Origin of the sequence: Campylobacter sp. BCW_4323, assembly GCF_001763115.1 — a bacterium.
In the GTDB taxonomy this organism is placed as follows: domain Bacteria; phylum Campylobacterota; class Campylobacteria; order Campylobacterales; family Campylobacteraceae; genus Campylobacter_D; species Campylobacter_D jejuni.
In genome coordinates, this window is the sequence record NZ_MJYC01000048.1 from 17,350 (window position 1) to 35,108 (window position 17,759).

The 17,759-nt window shown below is 30.4% G+C and carries 15 protein-coding genes and 1 pseudogene; 6 read left to right on the forward strand and 10 right to left on the reverse strand.

All coding sequences use genetic code 11. The annotated features are described in order from the left end of the window. From AJN60_RS04630 to ppk2, 5 genes are all read right to left on the reverse strand, one after another. Complete coding sequence (locus AJN60_RS04630) at positions 1-1,371, reverse strand: TolC family protein (protein WP_070285962.1); 1,371 nt, start codon at positions 1,369-1,371, stop codon at positions 1-3. Between the two features lies 1 nt (position 1,372). Beyond that, positions 1,373-3,298: an ABC transporter permease gene (locus AJN60_RS04635; RefSeq protein WP_070285963.1), complete on the reverse strand. Its 1,926-nt coding sequence runs from the start codon at positions 3,296-3,298 to the stop codon at positions 1,373-1,375. Continuing rightward, positions 3,298-4,470: an efflux RND transporter periplasmic adaptor subunit gene (locus AJN60_RS04640; protein ID WP_002871376.1), complete on the reverse strand. Its 1,173-nt coding sequence runs from the start codon at positions 4,468-4,470 to the stop codon at positions 3,298-3,300. The genes AJN60_RS04635 and AJN60_RS04640 overlap by 1 nt, the downstream gene beginning before the upstream one ends. A 78-nt stretch (positions 4,471-4,548) precedes the next feature. Continuing rightward, the gene (locus AJN60_RS04645) at positions 4,549-5,739 is read right to left on the reverse strand and encodes a M20 metallopeptidase family protein (protein ID WP_070285964.1); all 1,191 of its coding nucleotides are present in this window, start codon (positions 5,737-5,739) and stop codon (positions 4,549-4,551) included. Positions 5,740-5,747: 8 nt separating this feature from the next. Then, positions 5,748-6,629 (reverse strand): polyphosphate kinase 2, encoded by an 882-nt coding sequence (ppk2, locus tag AJN60_RS04650; protein WP_070233268.1) that lies wholly within the window; start codon positions 6,627-6,629, stop codon positions 5,748-5,750. A 93-nt stretch (positions 6,630-6,722) separates the two neighbouring features. Between ppk2 and dsbD the strand changes: the two genes are divergently transcribed. The 3 genes and pseudogenes from dsbD (at position 6,723) to AJN60_RS04665 (ending at position 10,487) form a co-directional block, all read left to right on the forward strand. After that, entirely contained in the window at positions 6,723-8,426 is a 1,704-nt protein-coding gene (gene dsbD / locus AJN60_RS04655) for a protein-disulfide reductase DsbD (RefSeq protein ID WP_070285965.1), read from the forward strand. Beyond that, positions 8,423-9,093 (forward strand): annotated as a pseudogene (locus tag AJN60_RS04660) (MOSC domain-containing protein). The gene dsbD and the pseudogene AJN60_RS04660 overlap by 4 nt, the downstream one beginning before the upstream one ends. 50 nt (positions 9,094-9,143) lie before the next feature. Next, positions 9,144-10,487 carry a sodium-dependent transporter gene (locus AJN60_RS04665; protein WP_070285966.1) on the forward strand — a complete coding sequence of 448 codons (1,344 nt, stop codon included), beginning with the start codon at positions 9,144-9,146 and terminating at the stop codon, positions 10,485-10,487. Here the strand turns inward: AJN60_RS04665 and AJN60_RS04670 are convergent. From AJN60_RS04670 to peb4, 5 genes are all read right to left on the reverse strand, one after another. Continuing rightward, positions 10,479-11,357 carry a 1-aminocyclopropane-1-carboxylate deaminase/D-cysteine desulfhydrase gene (locus AJN60_RS04670; RefSeq protein ID WP_070274918.1) on the reverse strand — a complete coding sequence of 293 codons (879 nt, stop codon included), beginning with the start codon at positions 11,355-11,357 and terminating at the stop codon, positions 10,479-10,481. The genes AJN60_RS04665 and AJN60_RS04670 overlap by 9 nt on opposite strands. Continuing rightward, positions 11,344-12,297, reverse strand: coding sequence for an OmpA family protein (locus AJN60_RS04675; RefSeq protein WP_070274917.1), 954 nt, complete (start codon positions 12,295-12,297; stop codon positions 11,344-11,346). Before AJN60_RS04675 ends, AJN60_RS04670 begins: the two co-directional genes overlap by 14 nt. After that, the gene (locus AJN60_RS04680) at positions 12,294-13,736 is read right to left on the reverse strand and encodes a MotA/TolQ/ExbB proton channel family protein (RefSeq protein ID WP_070285967.1); all 1,443 of its coding nucleotides are present in this window, start codon (positions 13,734-13,736) and stop codon (positions 12,294-12,296) included. The genes AJN60_RS04675 and AJN60_RS04680 overlap by 4 nt, the downstream gene beginning before the upstream one ends. A 92-nt stretch (positions 13,737-13,828) precedes the next feature. Then, positions 13,829-14,893: a class II fructose-bisphosphate aldolase gene (fbaA, locus tag AJN60_RS04685; RefSeq protein WP_070274915.1), complete on the reverse strand. Its 1,065-nt coding sequence runs from the start codon at positions 14,891-14,893 to the stop codon at positions 13,829-13,831. Further along, positions 14,893-15,714 (reverse strand): peptidylprolyl isomerase PEB4, encoded by an 822-nt coding sequence (gene peb4 / locus AJN60_RS04690; protein WP_070285968.1) that lies wholly within the window; start codon positions 15,712-15,714, stop codon positions 14,893-14,895. Before peb4 ends, fbaA begins: the two co-directional genes overlap by 1 nt. A gap of 80 nt (positions 15,715-15,794) precedes the next feature. Between peb4 and nth the strand changes: the two genes are divergently transcribed. The 3 genes from nth to AJN60_RS04705 are packed head-to-tail and all read left to right on the forward strand — an operon-like array spanning position 15,795 to position 17,711. Continuing rightward, complete coding sequence (gene nth, locus AJN60_RS04695; RefSeq protein WP_070285969.1) at positions 15,795-16,421, forward strand: endonuclease III; 627 nt, start codon at positions 15,795-15,797, stop codon at positions 16,419-16,421. Further along, a complete protein-coding gene (locus tag AJN60_RS04700; RefSeq protein WP_070285970.1) occupies positions 16,418-17,068 on the forward strand; it encodes a DNA/RNA non-specific endonuclease in 651 nt (216 codons plus the stop codon). The genes nth and AJN60_RS04700 overlap by 4 nt, the downstream gene beginning before the upstream one ends. A gap of 10 nt (positions 17,069-17,078) precedes the next feature. Then, on the forward strand, positions 17,079-17,711 hold the full coding sequence (locus tag AJN60_RS04705) for a trimeric intracellular cation channel family protein (protein ID WP_070285971.1): 633 nt from the start codon (positions 17,079-17,081) through the stop codon (positions 17,709-17,711). Positions 17,712-17,759 lie beyond the last annotated feature (48 nt).

Consider the following 17,759-nt stretch of genomic DNA (forward strand, 5'->3'; position numbering starts at 1 on the left):
TTAATACTTAGGAAATTCTAAGTTTTCATCATTAAAACTTAAAGCTGTGATTTGATAGTAAGAATTAATGGTTTTTAAAAGATTAAATCTAGCTCTTAAAAATTCTTGCTGGGTAGAATTTAAAGTATTATTTGCATCCAAATAATCTTTTAATTCGCTTTTTCCTAAAATATATTTTTCATAATACGCCTTAGCGATAAGCTCTTGTTTAATGTTAATATTTTGCAAATTTTGCAAAAGCAAGGTGTCGCTTTGATAGTCTTTATAATTCAATGCAAATTCATTCATCGCACTTTGTAAAGCTTGCTCATAAGAAATTAAAAGTTGTTCATAAGCAAATTGTGAAATTTTGATATTTTGCTTTACCCTACCATAATCCAAGAAAGGTAAAGAAATCTTAACATTGCCACCTAAAATTTCAAATTTAAAACTATCATCGATTTTTTTATCCCTTCCGCTTAATGCTCCACCTAAAGAAATGCTAGGCAAAATAGATTTTTGCATGGAAGAATAATCCTTAAAAGCTGATTTTAAGCTATTGAGTTTAGACCTCACATCTGCACGGTATGCTAAGGCTTTTAAAGGTATATTAAAATCAGGACTTAAGGTTTTAAAATCATTTAAAGATAAAGTTTTAAAATACTCTATATAGGCAAAACCTTCTTGCTTTGCCAATAAATCTTGTAAATTTTTTATGAGTAAATTACGATTTTTATCATTGCTTAATAAATTTTGTTTAGCTCTTAATAAGCTTTGTTCTATGTTTAAAAGATCTAATTCTTCTATTTTTCCAAGCTTGTATTTATAGCTATAAAGCTCTTTCATTTGTTCTAAATTTGAAAGATAGACTCGAAGCAATTTATCTACATCGTTAAAATAAGCCAGCTCAAACACATTATTTAAAGCTGTATTGATCATGCTTATTTTTAAATTTTCAAGATCATAAGCACTTGCTTTCGCACTAAATTCACTTGCACTTGCGCTATCTCTTAATTTGCCATAAATATCAAGCTCATAGCTTAAATTTAAAGAATTATTGAAATTTTTACTTTGTTTGCCTGAATTTAAATCTTTATCTCCACCAAAACCCAAATTTCCACTTAAAGTCGGATATAAATCATAATCAATCAAATCAGCTCTAGCCAAAGCTGAAAACAAAGTTTTTCTAGCAATATTAATATCACTATTATTCAATAAAACAAAATTTAGAAATTCATTTAATTTTGCATTATCGTAGGATTTATACCAATCATAAGTGAGATTTAAATCTTTCATTTGTTCTTGAGTTAAATCAACTTCTTTAGGCAAGCTAAGTTTTGCACCACAAGCACTCAAGAAAAATGCTAAAAAAATGCTAAATATTATTTTCATTTTATTCCTTTGATAATGCACTAATAGGATTTAAATTTGCTGCATTTCTTGCAGGGAAAAAACCAAAAATCACACCAATAAACATAGAACTTAAAAGTCCTAAAAGCACAGAATAGGCATTTAAAATCATAGGAAAATCCGTACTTAAAGTATTAAAAGCAAAAATAACAAAAATCGATAAAATCACACCTAAAATCGCCCCTATGGTACAAATCATAACCGCTTCGATTAAAAACTGCATCATGATATCTTCTCTTCTAGCCCCTATAGCCATGCGTATGCCAATTTCTCTCGTTCTTTCGCTTACAGAAACAAGCATGATATTCATCACTCCTATACCCCCAACAATCAAAGCAATCACAGCCACACAAGCGGTAAGTATGGTTGTAGTGCGTTTATTTGCTGTAATAGCTTGCTTAAAGGTATCAGAATTAAAAGTAAAAAAATCCTTTTGTCCGCGTTTAATTTCTAAAATTCTTATGATAGCATTTTCAGCCAAAGTTGAACTCACATCATCTTTAACCTTAACTATGATTTCACGCAAATTTCTATCTCCTGTAAGCTTATTCATCAGTGTTGTATAGGGTATATAAAGACGCACTACATTATCTTCTATAGGTTTGTCTGTATCTTTTTGTAAAACTCCTATGATCTTAAAAGGTTGAGAATTAAAAAGCACCACACGACCTAAAATATTTTCACTTTTTTCATCAGGAAAAAGATTTTTTTTAGCATTAAAATCCAATACAGCAACATTGGTGCTATTTTTTACATCATCATTATCTAAAATTCTTCCCGCACCTATCCTTAAACCTTCTATGGCAAAATTATTTACCCCCACTCCTTCAGCTCTTGCACTTAAAGAAATATTGGTATAAGTTGCTACACCTGAAGTATTTGAGTGAGCATCAACTGCTTCTAAATATTCTAAAGATCTTAGCGTTTCTAAATCACTAAAATTAAGCCTTGTTTTACCCGAACGCAAATCCCCAAATCCTTTTCCAGGACGAATTTCAATAGTATTTGTTCCAAGTCTTGCAATGGATTCAAGCACCTTAGCTTGAGAGCCCAACCCCAAAGCCACAACACAAACTACAGAAGCAATGCCTATGATGATTCCAAGCATAGTTAAAATAGAACGAAGTTTGTGTGCAAGTATGGAAGAATAAGCTATCTTAAAACACTCAAAGGCTTGATTTTTAAGCAAAGTAAGTGTTTTTTTCTCTTTAGACATTGTTTTTAAAGTGAGTTTTTCTTGAGCTTTTTCCTTTTTAGTATCACTTAAAATTTCTCCATCTTTAATCTCTATAACCCTTTTAGCCTGTGCTGCAATTTTTGGATCGTGAGTTACTAAGACTATAGTATGACCTTGTGCGTTAAGTTTTTGTAAAATTTCAAGCACCATAATACCACTTTTACTATCCAAAGCCCCCGTTGGCTCATCAGCCAAAATAAGCTCTCCACCATTGATTAAAGCTCTTGCTATAGAAACACGTTGTTGCTGCCCTCCGCTTAATTCATTCGGTTTAGAATCTAACTTATGAGCTAGTTCTAAATCATTTAAAAGTTTTTTAGCATTTTGACTTCTTTCTTGTAAATTTTTTCCCGCATAAACTGCAGGCAAAGAAACATTTTCTTTAGCACTAAGCAAGCTTAAAAGATTGTATCTTTGAAATATAAAGCCTATTTTTTCACGCCTTAATCTTGCTTTTTCATCATTATTAAGTTTAGTGACTTCATACTCATCAAAAACATAAGTTCCACTACTTGGTGTATCTAATGTTCCTATGATATTCAAAAGTGAAGTTTTACCACTTCCACTTTGTCCTATAATGGCAACAAATTCACCTTTTTCTATACTTAAACTTACATTTTTTAAAATGGCATTTTCGCCTATATTCTTGCAAATATTTTTAAGAAAAATCATTAAAATCTCAACTTCATTTTAGGAGCTAAGCCATCAGCACTTGAGCTTACTATCAATTCTTCATTTTCATTTACACCTTCTAAAATTTGAGTATTGATAGAATCTTTAATACCAAGTTTGACATATTTTTTAACAGCTTTTTGATTTTCTAAAATTTCAACATAATAGCCTTTTGGATCACTTTTAATTGCATAAGTTGGCACTGCTAAAACAGCTTTTGCACTTGCTACAACAATTTCATTTTGTATACTCATACCAATACGCAAAAAATCATCTTTATTGGCTACATAAAATTTTGCGTAATAATAAATAGCATTTGATGAGCTTGAGCTTGAAGAACTCGAACTTGATGAGCTTGAGCTTGTACTAGAATCACTCACTTCAGTATCAGCTGGATCTATACTTGCAATCTTAGCATGATAAGTTTTTTGAGGATCATTAAGCAAAGAAAAATCAAGCTCTGTTCCTACTTTTATCTTACTCACATCAGCCTCTGCTATTTCCATTCTTACTTCCATTTCGTCTAAATTAGCTATACGGACTATAGTAGGAGTGTTTTGATTAGCATTAACTGTTTGTCCTTCATCTACAGCTACATTAATCACAACACCATCCATAGGAGCAGTAATGGTTGTATAACCTAAATCTTTTTGTGCATTTTTAAGAGTGATTTCAAGCTGAACTACTTGAGCATTAAGCTCTGCAACATTAGCTTTTAAAGTATAATAATTATTTTTTTGAGTTTCTAAATTTTCAAGAGAACTTGCTTTAGCTGCATAAAGTTTTTGCTCTCTTTGATACTGCTTACTCGCAATCTCAAGAGCAACTTTTTTACTCTCTAAATTAGCCTTAGCGCTTTCAAGCTGAGCTTTTGTAATATCTAAATCGTTTTGTTGTTTATCTTTGTCAATTTGAGCGATCAAATCACCTTGCTTTACATGAGTTCCCACATCGACATAAAGTTTTATAATTTGTCCGCTAACTTGAGCACCCACATCGACTTGATCTTTGGCATATACCTTTCCTACTGCCTCTATGGTTTGAGATATATCTTTTTTTTGTATTTTTTGAGTTAAATAGCTGATTTTTTCATCATTATTAAAAAAAATAAAATAAGCCCCAACACTTCCAAGTATTGCAATTAAAATGATTAAAACAATCTTCTTTTTCATAATAACAAATCCTAAAGAAAAATCAAGATTAAATTTTACTCATTTTTTGTGAATTTTTTGTGAATTTTTAATTCTATTTTATAAATTTAAAAATTCTAAAGCCATCATCACATCACCCTGCATTAAAACTTTTAAATTTTCATCATCCCAACAAAAAGTAGAATTATGGTGCAAAGCTGGGTGATTTAAATCCTTTGAAATTCCAACAAATACATAAGCTCCCATTCTTTCTCGTGTTAAAAAAGCAAAATCTTCAGCCCCCATGTCAGGTTTAGAAGAAACAATGATATTTTCTTCTCCTAAGACCTTTGCAAAAGCTTTTCTTGCTATTAAAGCAGCTTTTTCATCATTAATCAATGGAGGAAATTCTTTAGTATATTTAAGTTTATAATCTCCACCGTTAGATTTTGCTGTAGCAGCAGCCACTTCTTCTAGAGAACTTTTTAAAATATCTTGTGTTTTATCATTTAAAAAACGCACGGTTCCTTTTAAATAAGCATTTGTAGGAATAACATTATAAGTAGTTCCTGCACAAATTTGACCTACGGTAATCACCCCTGCTTCATAAGGGGCTAAACGCCTAGAAACAACACTTTGTATATTATTTACAAATTGCGTTGCCATAATTATAGGATCTATACAAGTGTGCGGATGAGCTCCATGTCCTCCTCTGCCAATAAATTCCAAATCAAAAATATCCGTTCCAGCCATCATTTCACCACTTACAATTTGAGCAGTATTTTCAAGCAAAGGCCCCCATAAATGACAACCAAAAACTGCATCAACATAAGGATTTTCCAATACACCTGATTCTATCATAGGTTTAGCTCCACCGCTTCCCTCTTCTGCGGGCTGAAACATAAATTTAATCGTGCCACAAAATTCATCTTTGAGCTCATTTAATATCAAAGCAGCTCCCAAAAGTCCTGCTGTATGTCCATCATGTCCACATGCGTGCATCTTACCATCAATTTTTGAAGCATAACTTAGATTAGTTTTTTCTTGTACAGGCAAAGCATCCATATCCGCTCTTAAAAGAACGCATTTTGGTTTTTTCTGACTCTTCTTTTTTCCTTCTATAATAGCTAAAATTCCTGTTTTTGCAATATTTTTTTGATATTTAATGCCAAACTCATCTAAAATTTTACACACTAAATGAGCTGTATTTTCTTCTTCAAATTCAAGCTCAGGATGCATATGAATTTGATGTCTTAAATCAACTACTTTATCATAGTACTTTAGTGCTAAATTTTCAACCAGCTTATGCATTCTTTTCCTTAATCTAAATCTTTTATTTTTTCATCTGCTTTTTTACTGTCAAGTTTTTCCAAATTTGCCTCCATTTTTCGTATTTCTTCTTCTCCACTACGCACTAATTTTGCATCAATTTTGGAAAAATCTCCAGTTTTTTTATTTGGATATTCTACCTTAGAAAGTATAAAACGCAATAAATTTAATCTTGCTTTTTTCTTATCATCAGAAGAAATAATAGTCCAAGGACAAGTTGGGGTATTAGATGCTAAAAGCATAGAGTATTTAGCTAAAGTATATTTATCCCATAATTCTTGCGATTTTTGATCTACAGGAGATAATTTATATTGTTTAAGTGGATCACTTCGGCGTTTTTCAAAACGTTTTTTTTGCTCATCTTTTGATACCGAAAAATAAAATTTAAAAAAAGTAATATCACTATTTGAAATCATATTTTCAAACAAAGGCACTTCTCTTAAAAAATCTTTATGTTGTTGCGGTGTGCAAAAACCCATCACCGGTTCTACTCCTGCACGATTATACCAAGATCTGTCAAAAATCACAATCTCACCGGCTGAGGGCAAATGTGCTATATAACGCTGAAAATACCACTGTGTTTTTTCCACATCGCTAGGTTTTTCAAGAGCCACAACGCGGCAACCACGCGGGTTTAAATGCTCAATCAAACGTTTAATCGCCCCACCTTTTCCAGCTGCATCGCGTCCTTCTATAAGTATAAGAACCTTTAAACCCTTGGCTTTAACATGATTTTGAAATTTCAAAAGTTCAATTTGCAAATTCTTTAAATCTTTTTCATATTCTATTGTACTTTTCTTTCTTTTAACGGAAATATAAATTTCATTCTTTTTAACAGCCCCTTGTGTTTTTAGAGAATTATTTTCTTGCATTTTCAAACCTTTATAAAGTATTTAAAGCAAATTTACCATAATAAATTATAATTGAAGCTAAAGATAAAGGAAAAATAAGTTTTTAGGAAATTTATGCGTATTTTTGGTATTATTTTATTAAGTTTTTGTTTATGTTTTGCTTCTATATTGTCTTTAAATGAAGCTTTTAATGTAAAATCAAACTCTTATAATAACTCTATCTCAATTGATATTGAACTTGGAAAAGATATTTATCTTTATTCTAATAAACTTAAATTATATATAAATGAAAAAGATATAAGTTCTTTGATTAATTTACCTCAAAGCTCTACAAGAGGCAATGAAAATGTTTATTATCAAAAATTAAATTTAGCTTTGCCAAATTTACTACTAGAGCGCTTTGCAAAAAATACTACAAATTTAATCAAACTCGAATTTCAAGGTTGTTCTGAACAAGGCTTGTGTTATAATCCTCAAACTTGGTACTTTGATCTCATTTCTAAAAAAGATACTTTTGAAATTTCAAAACCTTATAAAGCTCAAAAAACAGATAAAAAAACTAAAATTGAATCTGAAGAAAGCTCTATAGCAAATTTTTTAGCAACAGATAACTTTTTTTGGATTTTACTAAGTTTTTTTAGCTATGGACTTTTACTCTCCTTAACACCTTGTATTTTACCTATGATTCCGATTTTATCTTCTCTTATCATAGCAAAAAGTAATGCTAAATTTTCAAAAAAACATAGTTTTTTTCTCTCTTTTATCTATGTTTTTTTCATGTCCTTAGCCTACGCTATTGCTGGAGTTATAGCAAGTTTTCTAGGAGCAAGTATTCAAGGAATTTTACAAAAACCTATTATTTTAATTCTTTTTGCTCTAATTTTCATAGCTTTTGCTTTTGCTATGTTTGGAGCTTTTCGTTTCGAATTACCATTAAGATTTCAAACCTTTATACATAAAAAAAGCGAAAAAGGAAAGGGAGTTGTAGGTATAGCTATTATGGGATTTTTATCTGCTTTAATAGTAGGTCCTTGCGTAGCAGCCCCTTTAGCAGGTGCTTTAATTTATATAGCCAATACAGGCAATGCTTTATTGGGTGGTAGTGCGCTTTTTATCATGAGTTTTGGCATGGGTATACCTTTGCTTTTCATAGGCTTAGGATTAGGTTTTATTAAGCCTGGTTTTTGGATGGAAAAAGTAAAAATTTTCTTTGCTTTTGTTATGTTGGCTATGGCTATTTGGATACTTTCTAGAATTATTGAAGAAAATTACATTTTAATTGCCTATGGAATTTTAGGTGTATTTTTTAGTGTTTTTATGGGAATTTTTGAAAAAAGTTTTACGATAATTTCTAAAATTAAAAAAAGTATTTTAATTCTTATTTTAGCTTATTCTCTAAGCATTTTCCTAGGGGGAATTTTTGGGGTTAAAAATTTCTTAAATCCTTTAAATTTCAATACTACATCTACCTCAAAACCTGCTCTAAGCTATGATTATATCAGTAATTTTGAACAATTAAAGCAAGAAATACAAACAAATACAAAGCCCATAATGCTTGATTTTACTGCATCTTGGTGTGAAAATTGCAAACTTTTAGATGAATTAACCTTTAGCGATGAAAGAATCATACAAAAAATGCAAAATTACAAACTTATCAAAGTTGATGTAAGCGAAAATAATAATGAACAAATTAAAACCATGAAAGAATTTAATGTTTTTGGCCCACCTGTTTTAATTTTCTTTGAAAATGGAAAAGAAAAATTAAAAATCACGGGTTTTATCAGTGCTGATGATTTATTAAAAAAACTAGAACCATGAAAATTCAAAGTTTGCAAATAGGGAAAATTAAAAAAACCATAAAAATTTCCAAAACGCATTTATTAAAGATATTTACCTAGAAGAAACATAGATTGATTTTCTGGGTATTTTAGATGATCAAATAGCTAATAAAATTCATCACGGAGGCTACCATAAGGTATTTTTGCCAACTCTTGTCAAAACTATCCTATATGAGAAAGATTTCTTAATAAAAAGCTAAATTTTGGCTCAATGAGTGAAAATTTGAGCATCGATGGGCTTTATGAACAAAATGTTTGCATAGATGATATACATCAAATTTCAAATGCAAAACTGCAAGTAAGCGAACCTAGAAAACCTTGTGTAAAAATTTCTAGAATTCACAATAATTCAAATTTTACACATGAAATTTTTAAAATGGGCTTGAGTGGATGGTATTATAAAGTTTTACAAGTTGAACAAATACGAAAGTATGAAAACATTAAAATTTTAGAAAAAAAATCTACTTCACTTAGTATATTTAAACTCAATCAACTTTTTTACTCCCCACATCAAATTCTTAAGAAAAATCCAAATTTAATTAGATAAATTAGAAAAATTAAACTCTCTCATATCTCAAAATTGGCACGAAACGATACACAAACGCTTAAAAAATACTTACGATACAAGCTATATGGATAGCTTATAAGTTTTTAAAGTTATTTTTAGATAAAATAATCCTTTTTTGAAAGGATAATCATGCAAAGACAAACATGGAGTAGCACACTAACTTATATTCTAACAGTTGCTGGAGCAACCATAGGATTTGGAGCAACTTGGCGTTTTCCCTATCTTGTAGGAGAAAATGGTGGCGGCGCTTATGTATTAGTTTTTTGTATAGCCATGATTATCATAGGCATTCCTGTTATTTTAGTTGAAAATGTCATAGGCAGAAAAGCGATGACAAATAGCGTAGATGCTTTTAAACAAAAATGGCAAAGTATTGGATACATGGGACTTTTAGGAAGCTTTGGCATAATGGCTTACTACATGGTACTTGGAGGATGGGTTTTAGTTTATATTTGGGAATTAACCCTAGGGAATTTTAGTCTTGCCAATGTAGTAAGCAAAGAATTTACTCATCAGTTTTTTAACGACAAGATAGCCTTCAATCCTTTGGGGGTCGGTATTTTTACCACTGTTTTTGTAATTATTAATTACATTATTTTAAAAAGAGGCATTATAGATGGTATAGAAAAATCTGTAAAATTTTTAATGCCCTTATTATTTATCTGTCTTATTATTGTTGTAGGACGCAATTTAACCCTTGATGGAGCTATAGCTGGAGTTAAATTTTATCTTGAACCTGATTTTAGTAAAATTTTATCACCAAAACTTTTAATCGATGTTTTAGGGCAAGTTTTTTTTGCTTTATCCCTAGGTTTTGGGGTGATGATAACACTTTCATCTCATCTTAATAAAAATGAAAATATGGCAAAAACCGCTATTTATACAGGGGTTTTAAATACCATTATAGCTGTTTTGGCTGGTTTTATGATTTTTCCAGCACTTTTCTCAGCGGGACTTGCTCCAGATAGCGGGCCTTCTTTGGTTTTTGAAACTTTACCTATAGCATTTTCTCATATCCATTTTGGCACCATTGTGTGTATTTTATTTTTTATCTTACTCTTGATTGCAGCTTTAACCACAAGCTTGCCAATTTATCAAGTTATTATTAGCGTATTAGAAGAAAAATTTAAATATTCTAAAAATCTTTCTATTAACCTAACTCTAGGGTTTATCTTCATACTTGGCAATCTTCCTTGTATTCTAACTTATGGGCCTTGGCGTGATATTGTTATCATCAAAGGAAAAAACATTTTTGATAGTTTTGATTTCATTAGTGGAAATATTTTGTTTGTTTTAACTGCATTTTTTTGCTGCATTTATGTAGGTTGGATTTTAGGCAAACAAGAAAGTCTAAAAGAACTTAGCAATAACAATACACTTAAAAGTTCATGGTTTGGAATTTGGTTTTATTATGTAAAATATATAATACCTTTGATTATTTTAATCATTTTTATCTATGGAATTTTAAACTAATTTTTTAAATTTATATCTCTCTAACATAGTGGAATTTCCTAAAATTCCACCTTGATGTATATAAAGCAATGGTTTTTTCCACTCTTGTTTTAATGCTATACTTAATCCTAAAATATCATACAACAAGTCAAATTCTATATTGCACTTTAACTTTAAATCCATATAAAGCTCATAAAATTCTTTATACGGCTTAGCAAAGTGATATTTTTTATCACTTGTTAAAAATTCTAAATTTGAAAAATCATAGCTTGGATCTAATGTTAAAATTTGTTTTTTAAGATATTTAATATCACCTACACAAGCACAAGTAAATACTTTAAATTTAGAATACTTTGCCAAAAAAGCTGCCGAAGTGCCTGTACCCGAAGGTAAAAAAATATCAAAATCAAGCTTTAAACTTTGACTTTGCATTTGAATTTCTTGAGCAAGCTCCATATAGCCATATTGAGCTTCTAAATTAGCCATGCCTTGTTCTATAAAAATATCATCTTTTTTACACAAAGACAAGGCAAATTGCTTTAAGGAGGATAAAGAATGGATATTTTCTACAAAATTAACACCATTTTCTAAAGCTAAAGCATAGTTTCCACAAGGATTATTCTTAAGAAAAGTAGAAATTTTTTCACAAGCAAAAACAAGCTTATATGATCTTTGTTTAGCAAAAATACTTAATGCCGCCAAAGCATTACTTTGGCTTCCTCCATAACTTACAAAAGATTGATTTTTAGGATATCTTTGATGGATATAAAAAGCAAGTTTCCTAGCTTTATTTCCATTAATTTCTCCTAATAAATCATCTCTTTTAATATAAAATTCAAATCCGTTAAAATTGATTTTTTGTATAGGACTAATTGTTTTAATGAAATTCAAAGAATTTTTCTACATCCTTTAAAGCATTATCATTTTTAATGCTAAATTTTATTTCTATGCGACGACTCTTATCCTTATCTTCAACTCCGTTGACAAACACAGGATCTGAAAAAGAACGTCCACTTGCCATTAAAAGCTTTTGAAGCTTATCACTCTTATAAAAAGTATAGATAAAATTCATCACCTCATAAGCTCTTTTTTGCGACAAATCTAAATTATAAATATAAGATCCATCACTATCAGTATGTCCTTCAATAATGATATTTTCAATGTTGGAAAAAATTTTTGGATCTTCAAGAATAGCATCAAAATATTCGCTTAAGATTTTTCTCAAACTTGCCTTTGCCTCATTTTTTAACACATAAGAATCTTTATCAAAAAGTACTTCAGCAGGCAAAGAAATAGATCCTGTCTTTTCATCTATAGTGATATTATTATCAAGTTTGCTTTGTAATTCCTTGCTTAAATTTTCACGAATCAAACCAAGATTTTGCACCTTTTCTTTAGCTTTTTGAAAATCTTCTTGTAAATTTTTAAGCTCTTCATCTTTTTTCTCTAGTTGACCTAGTAAAATCAAAATTTGCTTATCTTTATTATCTAAAGTTGAGTTTAAATCTTTGCTTAACTGCTTGTAATTTGTAATATTAGCCTCTAATTCTGCTTTTTGAGAATTAGCAAGATTTAAAGCACTAGAAGCATTGTTTAAATCAGAACTTAGTTTAAACACTATGGCTTCTTTATTTCTAAGCTCTTCTTTACTCTCCTCTAAGCGTGCCTCTTGTTTATTGAGATTGTCTTTAATTTCTTTTAAATCACTTTGAGTTAAAACATATTTTACAACAATAGCACCTATTAGCAAAATAAAAACAAACAGCAATCCTGCCATTAAATCAGCATAAGCTATCCAAAAATTGCTATCTTCTTTTGTCTCATTTTTCATTTATTTTCTTTATCTTCATTTTTTAGCTCATCATTGCTTTCTTGCTTAGATATTTTTGCTTGAATTTCATCTTGATTTTCTTCAGTCTTAGACTCTGAAAAATCTTCTATTTGTTTGGTTTCATTTTCTTTATTTTGATTTCCATCCCCAGAAAGCTTACTCATCATTTGACTTGTTTCTTCATCAAGTGCTTTCATTTCTTTTTTAAGCTCATCCATCATTTTGATTTTAGCATCGATACTTTTTTCTTCTTCATATACTTCCTTAAATTTATGCATACCTTCAAACAAGCTTGCTTTAAATCCCTCAAAAACCTTTTCTTGACTTTCCAACATTGCTTTTTCATAAAGTTCAAAATTTTTACCAAAACGCTCTACTTTTTCATCGAATGCACTTAGCGTCTTATCAAGATGATGAATTTTATCACTACTGATATCGAGCAAGCGATTATATTGTTCTGACATTCTTGTATTGATTTCTTTCAAATTTTGATTGAGCAAACCTATGCCATTTAACATTTCACTATAAAGCTTTCCAAGATCGCGTTGATCTCTTTGTGCTTTACTAAGCTCACCCATGGTTTGTTTGATGTGTTCACTACTTAATCTAATAGCCTTTTCTTCTACATTTAGCATATCTTGAAAAATACCAAATTTTCTATCAATAGCATGATCAAGCTCTGCAAAAAAATCATCATTACTAACTTGTTTAAAAATTGCTCCCATTTTTTCAAAATGCTGCAAACTCTCAGTTAAATACCTTTGATCAAGCTCTTCTTTTGTCCAAAAAAATCCACTTGTAGCATTTTTTTGACGATTTAGCAAACGATCTATTTTACTTTTACCATATTTTTCAAAAAACATCCACCATAATGCAAGAAAAATTCCATAAATTGAAACATAAAAAGCAGTTCCCACTCCACTTAACAAATCTGCAATTTCTTGTTCTAAAGCGGCTGTATCACTAGAGCTAAAATTTGGCATTGAAAAAGCTATACTGATAAAAGTCCCTAAAATTCCCATCATTGGAAAAATTGCCGAACCTATACTAGCAAAGTTCTCATTTCTTGCACCTTTAATATATGCATAAGCAAAGTCATCAAAATTGGCATTTGATTTTGTGTCTTTCCCTATGGCAAGAAAATGCCTCATAATATGTCTTTTTAAAACCTGTTTAAATTCATCTTTTTGTTGTTCAAAAATACTATACGCATACTCAGCACTATGTCTAGCAAAAATCAATGCTGTAAAAAAAATCACACCTGTCATAATAACCGTATGTAATTCAACCTTAAAATCAATTACATTAAAATAACCCGATAAAATCAAAATATAAAGAAAAGCTGGAATAAAAATAATTTTAAAATAAACCAAAGAACCTCTTGCATCTTTGCCTTCAGGCAAAACAAGTTCTGAAATTTCATCTGATTTAATATCCATGAAACCAATACCTCATTAAATTTTATTTTAAAGATTGTTACTAAATTTAATAAAAATTTTTAAAACAAAATAAAACTAAGCCTTTAAAATGCTTAGTTTTTGTTTATACAGTTTAAATCTTCAAAAGCGACTTCAAGACGCTTTATCATGCTTTCTTCACCACTTCTTAACCAAACACGCGGATCATAGTATTTTTTATTTGGCTTGTCATCACCTTCTGGATTTCCAATTTGTCCTTGCAAATAAGCCCTATTTTTAAGTTCATATTCACGCACCCCATCCCAAAAAGCCCACTGGGTATCTGTGTCAATATTCATCTTAATTACGCCATAACTTACTGCATTTTTAATATCTTTTAGCTCGCTACCGCTACCACCATGAAATACAAAATTTATAGGCTTATCGCTATTTAAAGCAAATTTATCTTTGACAAATTTTTGCGAATTTTTTAAAATTTCAGGTTGTAAGCTAACATTTCCTGGTTTGTAAACTCCATGTACATTTCCAAAGCTTGCTGCAATTGAAAATTTATCACTAATCTTTCCAAGTCTTTCATATGCAAGTGCTACATCTTCTGGTTGGGTATAAAGCTTAGAATTATCAATACCTGTATTATCCACTCCATCTTCTTCGCCACCTGTACAACCTAGTTCTATTTCAAGCGCGACATCTAAAGCATCAAGTTTTTGAAGATAAACTTCACATGTGTTAAGATTTTCCTCTAAACTTTCTTCGCTAAGATCAAGCATATGAGAACTAAATAAAGCTTGTCCATGGGTTTTTTTATATTGTGCATTTGCCTCAATAAGCCCATCAATCCAAGGCAAAAGTTTTCTTGCGGCATGATCAGTGTGTAAAATCACAGGTACACCATAAGCTTTAGCAAGTAAATGTACATGTTTAGCCCCACTAATTGCACCTAAAACTTCTCCATTAGGACAATTTTTCCCTGCATAAAATTTTGCCCCACCATTTGAAAACTGGATAATAACTGGAGAGTTAACTTTTTTTGCAGCTTCTAAAACTGCATTAATAGAATCAGTTCCTACAACATTAACAGCAGGGATAGCAAAACCCTCTGCTTTAGCATAGTCATAAACTTTATTAAGCTCATCTCCGCTAATCACCCCTGCTTTTACAATGTCTAAAACACCCATTATTTATATTCCACTTTAGCACTATTTAAAAGATCTTGGCCTTTTTGATTGATAACTTTTTTAAATTCTTCAAATTTAAGTCCGTTTTCAATACCTTGTTTTACTTCATCAAATTTGATTTGACCTTTAGCCTGCGAATTTTCTTTTAAGATTACATGATAACCAAAATTCGTTTTTATCGGAGTTGTAGTAATAGTACCATTTTTAAGTGCGAAAGCGGCATCTGTAAAAGGCTTTACCATAGTTGATTGATCAAACCAACCAAGCTCACCACCTTGGTTTTTTGAACCTGGATCAATTGATTTCTCTTTAGCAAGCTCACTAAATTTAGCATCTAGCTCTTTACCTTTTAAACCTTTAAGTTTGTTAATAATATCCTTAGCTTCTTTTTCTGTCGCTACTAAGATATGTTTTGCTTGCACTCTTGCAGGTTTTACATATTTGTCTTTATTTTGATCATAAAAAGCTTTAACTTTAGCCGAATCAATTTTAATTGTATTTAAAATTTTTTCTTGATAAACATTAACAAGTATTGCATCTTTTGCACGGTCAAGTTCTTTTTTGTACAAAGGATCTTTTTCTAAATTTTGTTTTTTAGCATCTTGCAAAATTAAGTCTTGCATAATATATTGCTGAATAAGAGCTTTTTTTTGATTATCTGGCAAAGTTTTAAAATCCTGTCCTCTAAGCATAGGGGCAAAAAATTCACTTACTTCTGTATCACTAATGCTCTTGCCATTAACAGTGGCTACTGTAGCTGCATTTACATTTAAAGCTACACCTGCAATCAAAGCTGCTACAACTAAAGAAATTTTTCTCATTGGGTTTCCTTTTTAATAAAATGTATGTAAAATTGATTATATCTAAACTTGGTTTAAAGCTAATTAACTAAAATTAAAAAATGAAAAGAAATTTAGAAATCAAAGAGCTTTTTTTAAAATATTTTGAAAAACCTGTAACAGAACTTAAATTTTCAAATTTATACGAACTATTAGTCTGCGTGATGCTTTCAGCCCAATGCACTGATAAAAGAGTTAATCTCATCACTCCTGATCTTTTTAAAGCTTATCCTGATATCAAATCCCTTGCAAATGCAAATTTATCAAGCCTTAAAACCTACATACAAACTTGTTCATTTTTTAATAATAAAGCACAAAATCTTATAAAAATGGCAAAATCAGTTTGTGAAAATTTTGACGGAGAAATTCCCCTTGAAGAAGAGAAATTAAAATCCTTAGCAGGTGTGGGACAAAAAACCGCCCATGTGGTTTTAATAGAATGGTGTGGAGCAAATTTCATGGCTGTAGATACTCATGTTTTTAGAGTTTCTCACCGCTTAGGACTTAGTAAAGCAAAAACTCCAGAAGCCACAGAAGAAGATTTAACACGCATATTTAAAGATAATCTTAACTATCTTCATCAAGCCATGGTTCTTTTTGGACGCTACACCTGTAAAGCTAAAAAACCTTTATGTAAAGAATGTTTTTTAAATCATCTTTGCAAAAGTAAAGATAAGGAACTTAAATGAAAATTTTCATCTTTTTACTCACTATATCTCTTAATATTTTCGCCTTAGAATCTTACAAGCCTAGTGCTGATTTTTCTTCTTATTTTAATAACATAAATTGCTCGCAAATCTTAGATAAGTTTTTTTATCTAAATTGCTATGATTATAAACTCAAAGGTACAAAAGCCGTTGCTTATAAAGTAGAAGCTTCAAATTTAAAAAATAAACAAATTAAAAAACGCCCTCGCTTTGAAGATGATACAAATATTCCTAAAAAATACCGTACTACTTGGAGTGATTATAAAAACAGTGGCTACACGCGAGGACACACTGCACCTAATGCTTCTTTTAGCTTTAGTAAAGCTGCTCAAAATTCAGTATTTTTAATGAGTAATATTACCCCACAAAATGCGCAAATAAATAATAAAATTTGGAATGAAATCGAACAAAGAGAAAGAAATTTGGCTTTAAAATTTCAAAGTATTGAAGTTTTAAATTTAGTACTTTACGATAAAGAACCACAATACATTAAAAACCGTATTGCTATACCAAGTTTTTATGTAAAAATTATTAAAACTCCGAAATTTAAAGAATGCTATCGAGTACCAAACCACGAAGTAAATGATGAAAATATTAAACAGTATCAAATAAATTGTGATAAATTTTAAGGTATAAATTATGGAGATAAATGCTCTTACGATAACCACTCTTTATATCATAGGTATTTCCGCAGAAGGAATGACAGGGGCTTTAGCTGCAGGACGCCATAAAATGGACCTTTTTGGAGTTATTTTTATTGCTCTCGTAACAGCAATTGGAGGCGGAAGCATACGAGATGTGCTTTTAGGACATTATCCTTTAACTTGGGTTAAACATCCTGAATATATTATTTTAATCTGTTTTTGCGCCCTTATAGCCACAAAAATTCCACGTGTAGTAACCAAGCTTGAAACTTTATTTCTAACTCTTGATGCTATAGGACTTGTTGTTTTTAGCATACTTGGAGCTCAAATAGCCATAGATCAAAATCATGGTTTTATCATCGCTGTTGCTGCTGCTGTAATCACTGGTGTCTTTGGTGGAATTTTAAGAGATATTTTATGTATGAGAATTCCCTTAGTGTTTCAAAAAGAAATTTATGCAGGAATTGCCATAATTGCAGGAGCAATCTACTATTCACTTATAGTTTGGTTCGAATTTAACGCCCTAGTTTGCACGCTTTTAACTCTTTTTGTAGGAGTTATTGCAAGGCTTTTGGCTATCAAATATCAATGGTCTTTGCCTATTTTTTCCTACAACGAGGAAAAATAATTTATCGTTGCTTTATACAAGTTTGCTAAGATATTAAAAATTTTAGGA